Annotated in this window: 11 protein-coding genes and 1 pseudogene; 3 read left to right on the top strand and 9 right to left on the bottom strand. The window is 71.3% G+C overall.

Annotated elements, in window-relative coordinates:
- Positions 1 to 4: 4 nt before the first annotated feature.
- Positions 5 to 886, top strand: coding sequence for a phosphotransferase family protein (locus tag ACIRSS_RS34205; protein ID WP_400902251.1), 882 nt, complete (start codon positions 5 to 7; stop codon positions 884 to 886).
- Here the strand turns inward: ACIRSS_RS34205 and ACIRSS_RS34200 are convergent, their stop codons facing one another.
- Positions 887 to 2,050, bottom strand: coding sequence for a cytochrome P450 (locus tag ACIRSS_RS34200; protein ID WP_400903996.1), 1,164 nt, complete (start codon positions 2,048 to 2,050; stop codon positions 887 to 889).
- Positions 2,051 to 2,191: 141 nt separating this feature from the next.
- Between ACIRSS_RS34200 and ACIRSS_RS34195 the strand changes: the two are divergent.
- Positions 2,192 to 2,746 (top strand): annotated as a pseudogene (locus tag ACIRSS_RS34195) (phosphatase PAP2 family protein); the annotation flags it as partial.
- 47 nt (positions 2,747 to 2,793) lie between these two features.
- Here the strand turns inward: ACIRSS_RS34195 and ACIRSS_RS34190 are convergent.
- The 3 genes from ACIRSS_RS34190 to ACIRSS_RS34180 all read right to left on the bottom strand — a co-directional run bounded on the left by ACIRSS_RS34190 (position 2,794) and on the right by ACIRSS_RS34180 (position 5,400).
- Positions 2,794 to 3,357 carry a TetR/AcrR family transcriptional regulator gene (locus ACIRSS_RS34190; protein WP_400903995.1) on the bottom strand — a complete coding sequence of 188 codons (564 nt, stop codon included), beginning with the start codon at positions 3,355 to 3,357 and terminating at the stop codon, positions 2,794 to 2,796.
- 134 nt (positions 3,358 to 3,491) lie between these two features.
- Positions 3,492 to 4,526 (bottom strand): glycoside hydrolase family 75 protein, encoded by a 1,035-nt coding sequence (locus ACIRSS_RS34185; protein WP_400903993.1) that lies wholly within the window; start codon positions 4,524 to 4,526, stop codon positions 3,492 to 3,494.
- A gap of 169 nt (positions 4,527 to 4,695) precedes the next feature.
- Positions 4,696 to 5,400, bottom strand: a complete 705-nt coding sequence (locus ACIRSS_RS34180) for an SDR family oxidoreductase (RefSeq protein WP_400902248.1) — start codon at positions 5,398 to 5,400, stop codon at positions 4,696 to 4,698.
- Between the two features lie 102 nt (positions 5,401 to 5,502).
- On the opposite strand from ACIRSS_RS34180, the gene ACIRSS_RS34175 reads away from it, so the two are divergent.
- Complete coding sequence (locus ACIRSS_RS34175; protein ID WP_400902245.1) at positions 5,503 to 5,994, top strand: winged helix-turn-helix transcriptional regulator; 492 nt, start codon at positions 5,503 to 5,505, stop codon at positions 5,992 to 5,994.
- An 88-nt stretch (positions 5,995 to 6,082) separates the two neighbouring features.
- Here ACIRSS_RS34175 and ACIRSS_RS34170 read toward each other — a convergent pair whose 3' ends face one another.
- The 5 genes from ACIRSS_RS34170 to ACIRSS_RS34150 are packed head-to-tail and all read right to left on the bottom strand — an operon-like array spanning position 6,083 to position 12,255.
- Positions 6,083 to 6,754 (bottom strand): GntR family transcriptional regulator, encoded by a 672-nt coding sequence (locus ACIRSS_RS34170; RefSeq protein ID WP_400902243.1) that lies wholly within the window; start codon positions 6,752 to 6,754, stop codon positions 6,083 to 6,085.
- 29 nt (positions 6,755 to 6,783) lie between these two features.
- Entirely contained in the window at positions 6,784 to 8,136 is a 1,353-nt protein-coding gene (locus ACIRSS_RS34165) for an ABC transporter substrate-binding protein (protein WP_400902240.1), read from the bottom strand.
- Positions 8,133 to 9,095, bottom strand: a complete 963-nt coding sequence (locus ACIRSS_RS34160) for an acetylxylan esterase (RefSeq protein WP_400902237.1) — start codon at positions 9,093 to 9,095, stop codon at positions 8,133 to 8,135. Before ACIRSS_RS34160 ends, ACIRSS_RS34165 begins: the two co-directional genes overlap by 4 nt.
- On the bottom strand, positions 9,095 to 11,380 hold the full coding sequence (locus tag ACIRSS_RS34155; protein WP_400902234.1) for a glycosyl hydrolase family 95 catalytic domain-containing protein: 2,286 nt from the start codon (positions 11,378 to 11,380) through the stop codon (positions 9,095 to 9,097). The genes ACIRSS_RS34160 and ACIRSS_RS34155 overlap by 1 nt, the downstream gene beginning before the upstream one ends.
- The gene (locus ACIRSS_RS34150) at positions 11,377 to 12,255 is read right to left on the bottom strand and encodes a carbohydrate ABC transporter permease (protein WP_400902231.1); all 879 of its coding nucleotides are present in this window, start codon (positions 12,253 to 12,255) and stop codon (positions 11,377 to 11,379) included. The genes ACIRSS_RS34155 and ACIRSS_RS34150 overlap by 4 nt, the downstream gene beginning before the upstream one ends.

The following is a 12,255-nucleotide window of genomic DNA, read 5'->3' as shown; positions in this document are numbered from 1 at the left end:
CCGGGTGCGCGCGGAACTGACGGCATCGGGCATCGACCCGGCTTCGGTGGTGACGGCCGAGAAGATCGGCGGCGGAACGTACAACACGGCGATCCGCCTGGAGCTCGCGGACGGGCGGCGGCTGGTGCTGAAGATCGCGCCGTCCGGCCCCGGGCTCACGTACGAACACGACCTCCTGGCCACGGAGGCGGAGTACTACCGGCGGGCGTCGGGCCCGCTGCCGTCCGTGGTCGGGGCGGGGCCCGGTTTCCTGCTGATGACGGAGCTGCCGGGCGTCCCCTGGTCCCAGGTCGCCGACGGGCCGCGGCCGCACCGGGAGCTGGGCGAGATCGTGGCCGGGCTGCACGCCGTCACCGGCGACGGCTTCGGCTACCCGCAGGACCCCCTGCACCCGACGTGGCCGCAGGCGTTCACGGCGATGGCGGACGCGATCCTGGCCGACGCCGTCCGCTACGGCGTCCACCTCCCGCGCCCGGCGGCGGAGATCGCGCACCTGGTGCGCCGGCACGAGCCGCTGCTGGAGCTGGTCGAGACCCCGGTGCTGGTCCACTTCGACCTGTGGGACGGCAACATCCTCCTCGACGACGGCCGCGTGTCGGGGATCATCGACGCCGAGCGCGCGTTCTGGGGCGACCCGGCGGCGGAGTTCGTCTCACTGGGACTGTTCCGCGACCTCGACCCGGGGTTGCTCGAGGGCTACCGAGCGGCGGGCGGGCCGGTGAAGTTCGGCATGCCGGTGTGGGCGCGGGTGGGGCTGTACCGGGTGTACCTCGACCTGATCATGCTGGTGGAGATGGTGCCCCGCAAGGACGACGACGCCGACCGCGCCCGGTTCCTGTCGGCCCGCCTCGGCCGGCACGTCGACGCCCTGCAGCGCGCGGTGTGATCACCAGGTGACCGGCAGGCAGTGCACCCCGTAGACCAGCATGTCGTCCTTGAAGGCCAGCTCCTCCACCGGCACCGCGAGCCGCAGCCCCGGGATGCGCCGGTACAGGGTTCCGTACACCACCTGCAGCTCCACCCGCGCCAGCGTCTGACCGAGGCACTGGTGCACCCCGTACCCGAACGCCACGTGGTGGCGGGCCTCGCGCGTCACGTCCAGGCGGTCCGGGTCGGCGAACACCGCGCCGTCGCGGTTGGCGACATCGCCCGCCGCGATCACGCCCTCGCCCGCGCGGATCACCTCGCCGCCGAGCTCGATGTCCTCGACCGCCACCCGCCGGCGCCCGGTGTGCGTGATGTTCAAGTAGCGCAACAGTTCCTCGACCGCGCGGCGCAGCAGGTCCGCGTCGCCCGCGCGCACCAGTTCGAGCTGGTCCGGGTGCTCCAACAGCGCCACCGTGCCGAGCGCGATCATGTTCGCCGTCGTCTCGTGGCCGGCCACCAGCAGCAGCTGCCCCATCGACGCGACCTCTTCGGCGCTCATGCGCCCGGTCGCGTACTGGGACACCGCCAGCTTGCTCAGGACGTCGTCGCCCGGGTCGGCGACCTTCCGCTCCACCAGTCCGCCGAGGTACGCCAGCAGTTCTTCGGTCGCCTGCACCGACTCGGCCGGTGTCGCGTTCGTCGACACCATCACCTTCGTGATGTCCTGGAACAGCTCCCGGTCCTCGTACGGCACGCCGAGCAGCTCGCAGATCACCAGCGACGGCACCGGCAGCGCGAACGCCGTCACCAGGTCGACCGGTTTCGGGCCGGCCAGCAGGTCGTCAACGAGGTCGTCGACGATGCGCTGGATCGCCGGGCGCAGCGCCTCCATCTTCTTGACGAGGAAGTCGCCGGTCAGCAGGCGCCGCTGGGCCGCGTGCTCGGCGCCGTCCATGGTGATGAACGACTTGGCGCGCTTCCGCCGCGCGGCCGAAGCCGCGCTCTGGTGCGGGTAGCCGGACCGGTCGGAGTCGGCGCTGATCCGCGAGTCGCGCAGCACGGCGCGGACATCGTCGTAGCGCGTGACCAGCCACGGCGTGCTGCCGTTCCACAGCCGCACGCGCGACACCGGCGGCAGCTCGCCGAGCTCGGCGGGCGGATCGAAGGGACACCGCCGGGTCATCGGAAACGCGGGCACGCCGTCCACCGGATACCTCCCGAAGCTGCCGGAAATTTACATAGCTATGCTAAGCATCTTCGGGGGTTTCCGCCACAGTCCAATCAGGCGACGACCACCCGGCTCTCGCGGCGCCGGCCGTTGTCGGTGGTGAGCGCCCTCGCCGCGGCGGTGGTGGTCACCGTCGGCATCCTCAACTTCCGCGCCAAGGGCCTCACCGGGATCGACGCGGTCGTCGCCCCTCGCCTCGCCGACCCATCGCCGGTCTGGCGGCAGTTCGCCGAAATCCTCGACGTCGGCGGGGACCCACTGGCCTCAACCCTCGTGGTCACGGCGGTCACCTTCGGCCTGTACCGCGTCCGGCGGCCCAGGACGGCGCTGCTGACCGCGTCCGGAGTCCTGGCGACCGCGGTGGCGACGACGGTCCTGAAGCCGGTGACCGGCCGTGTCATCCACGACGAGTTCCTGTCCTACCCGAGTGGCCACACGGCGTTCGCCACCGCACTGAGCCTGCTGGCCGGCCTCGTCCTGGCCGACCACCTGGCCCTCGTCCGGAGCCCTGCCATGTGCCTCGTGCTGGGATGCGCGGCGGCGGGCGGAGCCCTGATGGGCTGGGCCCAGGTCGCACTCGAAGCGCACTACCCGACCGACGTGCTCGGCGGCTTCTGCGCCGCCCTGGCCGTGGTGCCCGCGACAGCCTGGGCCGCGGACCGGAGGACGACCCGCATCCGACCGCGGCGCCCTGCTGATCAGGCGAACACCAGCGACACCAGCTCGTCCACGAACGGTTCCACCAGCTCCGCCCCCGTCCGGTTCAGGACGCTGTGGAACAACGCCACCCGCCCGTGCGCGCCCACGAACACCACCGCCGCTGCCCGTCCCGGTGTTACCCGCAGCGTGTGACCGGCCTCGACGCACCTCTCGAACCCCGCCGCCAGCCGATCGATCACGTCCAGGAGCGGACCTTCCGCCGGGCCGCCCGGCTCGGCCCGGGACGCCCCGTTCGCGAGCATCAGCCGGTAATGCCCCGGGTTCTCCATCGCGAACGTGCAGTACGCGTGAATCTGCGCCCGGACGCGGCCGACCACGTCGGTTTCGCCGAGCGTCTCCTCGGCCGCGCGCATCGATTCCGCGAGCCTCGCGTATTCGTGGTCGAGCAGTCCGCGCACCAATTCCGCGCGATCGGAAAAATGCTGGTAGATGCTCGCCGGGGCGATGCCGACCGCGCGCGCGACGCCGCGGATCGTCAGCCCGTCTTCCCCGCCGAGCTCGGCCAGCAACCGCGCGGCCGCCGCCAGGATTTCCCCGCGCAGCCGTTCGCCCTCACCCCAGCGGTTCCTCGTTCGGCCGTTTCCGGCTTCGACGCTCTCCGGCACCCGGCCATTCATACGCCGGGGCCGGGGACGCCCGTGTTCCGGGGTCCCCGAAAGGACCCCGGAACGCCACCTCAGTGGTTGTTCACGAACTGCCGCGCAAGCGCTTCCCCGGTGCTCACGGCGTTGGCGTGGCTCTCGATCGGCGTCACCTTGGAATTCTTGAAGAACAGATACGTGACGCCGGAATCGGTTCCGCCGTTCGACGGGTCGGGGTTGATCCCCAGCGACTTCGCCGTCGCGTACGACGCCTCGCCGATGATGTCCGTCGGCCCGGTGTCGCCGACCACGGCGTAGGTGACCTGGTTGTTGTAGATCACCGCCACCACGCCGGCACCCGCGATGCCGAACTTCCGGTAGTCCCAGGTGCTGCTCGGGCTCGGCACGACCACGTACGGCAGCGCGGCGGCGTTCAGCGGCTTCCCGTCGGACTGGTGGAACGCGGTGTCGGCCTGGAAGCAGCAGTCGGTGTTCTCGTTGCACTGCGACGTCCGCTGGCCGTCGCAGTCGACGTCCATGTCGGCCTTCCAGAAGACGGCGTCGGAGAGCCCGCAGACCGGGATCGTCCGGCTCGTCTCCGAGTCGGTCTTGTACTTGCCGTTGGAGATCTGGCTGCACGCCGTCAGCTTCGAGAGCAGCTCGGACGCGCTCGGCGCGCCCCCGCCACCCCCGGAGTCGCCGACGATCAGCGAGTCGACGTTCGGGCCGCCGTTCGCCGTCGTCGCCGTGGCCCGGACGGTGTGCGTACCCGCGGTCAGCGTGGCGGTCACCGATGTGGTCGCCCACGTCGTCCACGCGCCGGTCCCGGCGAACGACGGCGTCGCCACGGTCGCGCCGTCGACGGCGATCGTCATCGGCCGGGCGGTCGTCGTGCCGTTGGCGAACCGGAAGCCCAGTGACGTGCTGCCGGCCGCGGCGACCGAGACCGACCACTGGACGGCCGAGCCGGTCACGTTGTCGTAGTTGACGAACCCGGTGCCGGTGAACCCGGCGTGGTCGGAGTTGACCGCGCCTTGGGTGATAGTGGCGTTCTCGGCTTCGTAGGTGACTGTCGCGGCGTTCGCGGCTGCCGGCGCCACCAGGAGGGCGCCGACGGCCGCGATCGCCATGGCGATCGCCCGGGGTCTGTGCATGAGGACCTCCGACAGTTAGGAAAGTTTCCTTACTGACGGAAAACGCTAAGTCGACATACCCGCCCGGTCAAGACGGACCTCTCGGCCCGGTGGGCTCTCGTTGAGCGGGAACCCGTTCAGCCGGCCGACACCGTCCGAAGTGGACTCAAGACGCGAGCGCCGGGTACAGCCCCGCGAGGTCGCCCGACAGCCCGGCCCGGACGTTCCGGCTGACGTCGTCGGCGAGCACCTCGAAGCGGCCCTGCTCGACGCCGTCGAGGGCGAGCCCGGCCACGACCGCCGGGTCGACCTTCGGCCCGTCGACGTGCTTGGCCATGTCGGTGTCCATGTAGCCGACGTGCAGCGCGGTCACCCGCGTCTTCTGCGGCGCCAGCTCCAGGCGCAGCGCGTTGGTCAGCGACCAGGCCGCAGCCTTCGCCGCCGAGTACGCGGCGACCTGCGGCGAGGTGAACCAGGACAGCACCGAAAGCACGTTGAGGACCGCGCCGCCGCCGTTGCGCTCGAGGATCGGCGCGAACTCGCGCGTCACGGCGAGGGTGCCGAAGTAGTGCGTGTCCATCTCGAGCTTGATGTCGTCGAGCGACCCGCCGAGCAGCGACGACCCGGTGGACGAGCCGGCGTTGTTGACCAGCAGCGTGACGTCGCCGGCCTGCGCGGCGGCCTCGCGGATCGACTCGGGATCCGTGACGTCGAGGCGAAGCGGCACCACGCCCGGCAGGTCGACGGACTCGGGGTTGCGCGCGGCGGCGTAGACCTTCGCCGCACCGCGCGCCAGGAGAGCGGCGGCGAACTGCCGGCCGAGCCCCCGGTTGGCTCCGGTGACCAGCGCCACCGCACCCGTGATCTCCATGACGAGCTCCTCTCGCACCTGGCTTGCTCGTTGCAAGCTAGCTACGGCCGACTGTACGGCGTAGACTTGCTCGGAGCAAGCCAGGTAGGAGGGATCACACTCATGAGCCGCCGCATCACCTTCGAGGACAACTCCTGCCCGATCGCCCGCGCCGCCGACGTCCTCGCCGAGCCGTGGACGCTGCTGATCCTGCGCAACGCCACCGCGGGCACCACCCGGTTCGAGGACTTCCGCACCCAGCTCGGCATCGCCGACAACGTGCTGACGACCCGGCTGGCCAAGCTCGTCGAGCGCGGCTTGCTGACGAAGCTCCCCTACCGCGACGGCGGCCGTACGCGGTACGAGTACCGCCTCACGAAGGCCGGCTCGGACGCGCTGCCGGTGCTGCACGCGCTCGGGGCGTGGGGTGACGCGCACACGTCGTCGGAGAGCGCGTACGGCCCGATGCAGCTGGTCCACTGCGCCTGCGGCGAGCTGACCCGGCCGGGCGAGAAGTGCGACGCGTGCGGAAAACCGCTGGTCAGGGACGATCTGGCGTGGCGCGGCTCGTGGCTGTCCGAGGGTGAGATCCCGCTGGCGGACCCCGTCGGCTGAGCCGGACGGCGCATCCTCGGATGCGCGTCGTCCCGATGTCCCGGAAGTACCAGGCCGCACCGGGTACGCCCGGTGCGGCCTTCGTGCGTCAGAGGCGCGACAGCAGGCGGTCCCGCGCCACCTCGAGGTGGTCGGTCATCGCCTTGCGCGCCGCCGCCGCGTTGCCCGCCACCAGCGCGTCCACGATCACCCGGTGCTCGGTGATCGTCTGCTCGCCGAACGGCTGGTTGTAGTTCAGCCGGAAGAAGTGCAGGTGGCAGTGGGTCCGCGCGAACGCCTGCTCCACCGCCGCGTTGCCGGCCAGGCGCAGGATCAGCTCGTGCAGCCGCTGGTCGTGCGCGGTCAACGCCTTGTAGTCGCGGTACGCGTCTTCCGCCGGCGCTGCCGGGCACGTCGCCAGCTCCGCCTCCAGCAGCGCCACGTTCGCGTCCGACATCGCGGCCGCCGCCAGGGCCGCCGACGGCGGCTCCAGCAGCAGGCGCAGCGCGTACATGTCGTCGACTTCCTTGCGGTCGAGCAGTTCCGTCACCCGGTACCCGCGCAGCGGCAGCCGGCTGACCAGTTCCTCGGACTCCAGCCGCGCCAGCGCCTCGCGCACCGGCGTACCCGACACGCCCAGCTCGCGCGCGATCTCGTCGATGTTGACGCGCGCGCCGGGCTCGATGCCGTCGTTCATGATCAGCGCCCGGATCTGCTCGTAGACGCCGTCGGCCAGCACCTGCCTGCTCGGCAGGGCCTCGAGCCTTCGTCCGGCGGCCACGCTGGCTCCCCTCGTGTCGTGCCTACAGGCTACTGCTTGCCCAGCACCGATCGGCTCTTCGACGCCATCTCCGCGAACACGTCGCCGTCGCGCTGGTGGGCGAAGTACGCCTCGAAGAGCGGGCGCTCGGCGTCCTGCAGCGCCGCGCCGTTGCCGTAGACGACCGCGGGCACCAGCGTGCCGTCCTTGAGCATCGACGTGAACACCGAGAGGTCGACGCCATGGCCCTTCATGGCCGCGGCCGCGGCGTCCATCGACGCCGGGATCGACGGGAAGAACGTGCCGCTCGCGCCCGCCGCCGACTGGCAGTCCGGCGTCCCCATGTAGGACACCCACTTCCACGTCAGGTCCGGGTTCTTCGTGCCGGCCCAGACGTTGTTCCCGTTCGAATTGGACAGCACCGCGCGTTTGCCCGTCGGCCCGAGCACGGTCGGCGCGATGCCGACCTTCACGCCGGGCAGCTTGGCGAACGTCCCCGCCGTCCACGAGCCCGCCGTCTCCATCGCGACCTTGCCCGAGCCGAGCAGGTCGGTGTCGCTGATGCTCGCCTGGCCGCCGGTGGTGAACGTGCCGATCTTCGGCGCGAACCCGCGGTCGGCCAGCGACCGCACCCAGCTCAGGGTCTTGGCGAACACCGGGTCGTCGTAGGTGAACGTCGTCGGCCACGACTGCTTGTCGGCCATCCGCCAGCCGGTGGTCATGGCGAACGAGCTCCACGTGGACTCGCCGATGAAGTCGCGGCTCGCCAGCTGCCCGGTGCCGTAGGTGGCGACGTGGTCCTTGTCGAACCCGGGCTGGTCGCCGCGGACGCCGTTCTTGTCGACGGACAGGTGCGCCGCGACCTTCTCGAACGTGCCGCCGTCGTCGGGGTTCCAGGTCAGTTTCGCCAGGTCCGCGGGGGCGTAGCCGGCCTTCGTGATCGCGTCGGTGTTGTAGTACAGGCCGGTCGCGGACCAGTCGAGCGGCAGGCCGTACTGCTTGCCGTCGGTGAACTTCCACGCGTCGACGCCGACGGAGAACCGCTTCAGGTCGAACTCGTCGCGGCCGATCAGGTCGTCGAGCGGCAGCAGCTGGTGCTGGGACGCGTAGGCCTGGAAGTACTGGACGCTGTTCTGGAACGCGTCCGGCGCGGTGCCGCCGACGAACCCGGCGGTCAGCTTGGTGAAGTAGTCGTCCACGTTGTACTGCGTGATCTTCACCGTGGTGCCGGGGTTGGCCTTCTCGAACGCCGACGCGCACGTCTGGTAGGCCGCGGCCTGCTTGTCGTCCCAGGTCCACCAGTTGACGGTGGTCCCGCTGCCGCTCGCCGAGCCGCCGCCGCAGGCCGCCGTCAACGCTCCGAGCGTGGCCACCAGGGCGGCGGCCGCTACGCGCATCTTCATGTCAACTCCCGTGGGTGCAGGATGGTCCGGAATCCTTCGAGCACTGCCTGAACGTCTTCGGGGCCACCGGCTTCGTGGCCGTTGTACTCCCAGGTGCCGACCTGTTTCGGTCCTTTGTAGACGTGGTAGGCGCCGAAGACCGTGGACGGCGGCACGATGCCGTCCATCAGCCCGGCGCTGAACCAGGCCGGTGCCGTCGCGCGTGCGGCGAACCCGAGACCGTCGAAGTAGGACAGCACTTCGAAGACCCGCGAGGTCGCGTCGCGGTGCTCGGCCAGGTACCGGGACAGCTCGACGTAGGGCCGTTCTCCGCCGACCAGGCTGGCGCGCCGGAAGTCGCAGAGGAACGGAGCTTGCGCGTGCAGGGCGGCGACGTCCGGGACGAGCCCCGCCGCGGCGAGCGCGATGCCGCCGCCCTGGCTGTTGCCGAGCACCGCCACCCGCGCCGGGTCGACCTGCCCCAGCGCCCGTGCCGCGTCGACCGCACGGACGGCGTCGGTGAAGATCCGCCGGTACACATAGGTTTCGCGGCTGTCGATGCCGCGGGTCAGGTGGCCGGGGTAGGACGGCCCGCTGCCCACCGGGTCGGGTGTCACCCCGCCCTGGCCGCGCACGTCGACCTGCAGGTGCGCGTACCCGGCCGAGGCCCAGTGCAGCTCCTGGAGAGCGCTTCCCCGGCTGCCGCCGTAGCCGTGGAACTGGACGATGGCCGGCAACGGCCCGTCTTGGCCGCGGGGCACTCGCAACCAGGCCCGCTGCGGATGGCCGCCGAAGCCGGCGAACGTCACGTCGAACACATCGAGGGTCTGGAGGGGCGTCTCGACCGGAGTCAGCCGCACCGCCAGGTCGAACTCGCGCGAGTCGTCCAAGGTGGACGCCCAGAAGTCGTCGAAGTCCGCTGGTGCTTCATACTCGCTGCGGTACGCCCACAGCGCGTCGAGACCGAGGTCGGTGAGCATCACAGTCCTTTCAGGACGGTCGATTCGCCGGTCCGCAGCCGCAGCTCGGTCTCGCGGCCGCGGTAGCGGACCCGCACCGGCTCGGCCGGGTCGCCCGACAACCGCCGCAGGACGGCGTACCGCAGTTCGCCGTCGCGCCACTCGACGTCGGCCGCGAGCCCGCCGCGGCACCGCAGTCCCCGCGCCTCACCCGCAGGCCACTGCGCCGGCAGGGCGGGCAGCAGCGTGACGACGTCGTTTTGGCTCTGCAGCACCAGTTCGGCGAGCCCGGCGGGGAAGCCGTAGTTGCCGTCGATCTGGAACGGCGGGTGCGTGCTGAACAGGTTGGGCAGCAGTCCACCCCACTCGGAGCCGTCAACGGGTGCGTCGCGGTGGCGGTCGCCGGTGAACGGCTGGGTGGCCTCGCTCAGCAGCTTCCGCGCGGTCTCGCCGTCGCCGAGCCGCGCGCGCAGCGCGATCTTCCACGCCCACGACCAGCCCATCGCGCCCGGTCCGCGCCGGTCCATGACCCGGCGGGCGGCTTCGGCGAGGTCCGGCGTCGCGACGGCGTCGATCAGGCCGAGCGGGTAGAGCGCGACCAGGTGGGACAGGTGCCGGTGCGTCGAGTCCTCTTCGGGCAGGTCTTCGGCCCACTCCCCCAGCCGGCCGTCGGGCAGGACGGGCAACGGCCGCAGTCGCGGGAGCGCGGCCTCGATCTCGGCGTACAGCGGGTCGTGCGCGGCGAGCGCGTCCATCGCGGCGAGGCTGCGCTCGAACACCGCGCGGATCAGGGCGACGTCCATGGTCGCCGAGTGCGTCAGCGACTCCTTCGTCCCGGCTTCGGAGAGGAACAGGTTCTCCGGGGACGTCGACGGGCACGTCTCGAGGACGCCGTCGCGTTCGACGAGCCAGTCCAGGCAGAACTCGGCGCAGCCGCGCAGCAGCGGCCACGCGGTCGTCGCCAGGAAACCGAGGTCGCGCGTGAAGTCGTAGTGCTCCCAGGCGTGCTGGACGAGCCAGGCGCCACCGAGCTGCCAGAGCGCCCACGACGGGTTGCCGTGGCCCATCCCGGGCGGCAGCGCCCAGCCCCACGGGTCGGTGTTGTGGTGGGTGACCCAGCCGCGGGTGCCGTACAGCTCGCGGGCGACGTCGGCGCCGGTGACCGCGAGCTTGCCGAGCAGGTCGAACAGCGGGCGGTGGCACTCGCCGAGCCCGGTCGTCTCGGCGGCCCAGTAGTTCATCTGGGTGTTGATGTTGATCGTGTAGTTCGACGACCAGGCCGGCCGGAGGTCGTCGTTCCAGATGCCCTGCAGGTTGGCCGGCGGCGCGCCGGGCCGGGACGCGCTCGCGAGGAGGTACCGGCCGTACTGGAAGAGGACGGTCGCGGTGAGCTGCTCGTCCTTGCCGGACAGCAGCTCGGCGACGTCGTGGGTGCCGCCCCGCCGTTCCCCGATCTTGAGCGAGGACGCGGCGAGCAGCGGCCGCAGGTCGGCTTCGTGCGCGCGCCGCAACTCCGCCGCGCCGGTCTCGATGGCCTGCTCGGCGAGCACGGCGGCCCGCCGCCGGTGCTCGTCGCGGGTGTGCTGGCGGTCGCCGATCCAGGCGTCGTACGCGCTGGTCGAACTGGCCAGGACGATCAGGACTTGCGTGTCGGTCCGGGCCACGCGAACGGCGACGGCACCGAACGGGTCGTACCCGGCCGCGGTCCCGTACCGCAGCGGCTCCGCGACCTGCGGCTCGTGCCGCGGTGCGCCGTCGACCGGGATTTCGATGCCGAGGTCGAGACCGTCACGCGAGACTTCCCGCAGCGGTGTCGACACGTCGACACCCACGTCGATCGGACCGGACAGCGCGACGCAGAGGACCTGCGCCGGGCGGCTCACCCAGGTCGTCCGCTCGACGTCGTGGCCGTCGATGGTCAGCCGTTCGGTGGCGATGCCGTTGTCCAGGTTCAGCGTCCGGCCGTGCGAGGTGCCCTCGGGCAGCGTCAGCCAGAGGTCCACGTACGGCAGGAACTCCTGGCTGTACGGGCCTTCGAAGCCCATCAGCAGGCTTTCGGCCCGCCGGAAGTCCTTCGCGAACACGGCTTCCCGCACTTCGGCGAGCCGCGCCGGTCCGGCGTCGACACCGGCCAACGCGGCGGCCGGGCCGTCCGGGGTACCGGACCAGACCGTGGCGTCGTTGACCTGGATCCGCGTGCGGCCGGCGCCGCCGAAGACCATCGCGCCGAGCCGGCCGTTGCCGACCGGCATCGCCTCGGTCCATTCCGCGGCCGGGTCCGGCCAGGAGAGCAGGAGATCGGTCATTTCAACCCCGTGAAGCCGATGGAATTGACGAGCCGGCGGCCGAACACCACGAAGAGCAGCAGCATCGGCAGCGCGGCGACGAGCGTGGCGGCCATCAGGCCGGCCCAGTCCAGCGCCGCCTGCGGCGAGGACTGCTTGAACACCGCGAGCGCCAGGGTGAGCGGTCGGACGGTGTCGTCGTTCGTGACCAGCAGCGGCCACAGGTAGTCGTTCCAGGTGGTGATGAACGTCAGCAGCGCCAGGGTCGCGATCGGCGCGGCGCTCATCGGCAGGACGATCCGGAAGCAGACGCGCAGCGGGCCGGCGCCGTCGATGATCGCGGCCTCCTCGATCTCGGTGCTGAGCCCGAGCATGAACTGGCGCAGGAAGAAGATGTTGAACGCGGAGAAGAACGCCGTCGGCAGGATCATCCCGCCGAAGCTGTTGAGCAGGCCCAGGTCCTTGATCAGCACGAAGTTCGGCAGCAGCGTCAGCACCTGCGGCACCATCAGCGCGCTCAGCAGCACCGCGAACACGGCGTTGCGGCCCGTCCACCGCAGCCGCGAGAACGCGAACGCGGCCAGCGCGGAGAAGAACACCGTGCAGACGGTGAGCAGCACGGCGTAGACGATCGAGTTCCGCAGCGCGAGCAGCAGGTCGATCGACGCGGCCGAGCCGCCCTGCGCGGCGGCTTCGGCCGGTGACGCCAGGCCGAGCGCGCGTTTGAACGCGCCGAGCGTGAAGCCCACCGGGCCGGGCGACGACGGGTCCGTCGCCAGGGCGTAGTTGTTCGACAGCGCGGTCCGCACGATCCAGTAGAACGGGAAGATCGTCACGACCAGGACGAGCACGAGGTACGCCCAGGCGACGACCCGGCCCGGGGAGATCCGGCGCAC

It is taken from the genome of Amycolatopsis sp. NPDC101161 (genome assembly GCF_044768185.1).
Lineage (GTDB): Bacteria > Actinomycetota > Actinomycetes > Mycobacteriales > Pseudonocardiaceae > Amycolatopsis.
This window is presented reverse-complemented; position numbering and strand designations above follow the sequence as displayed.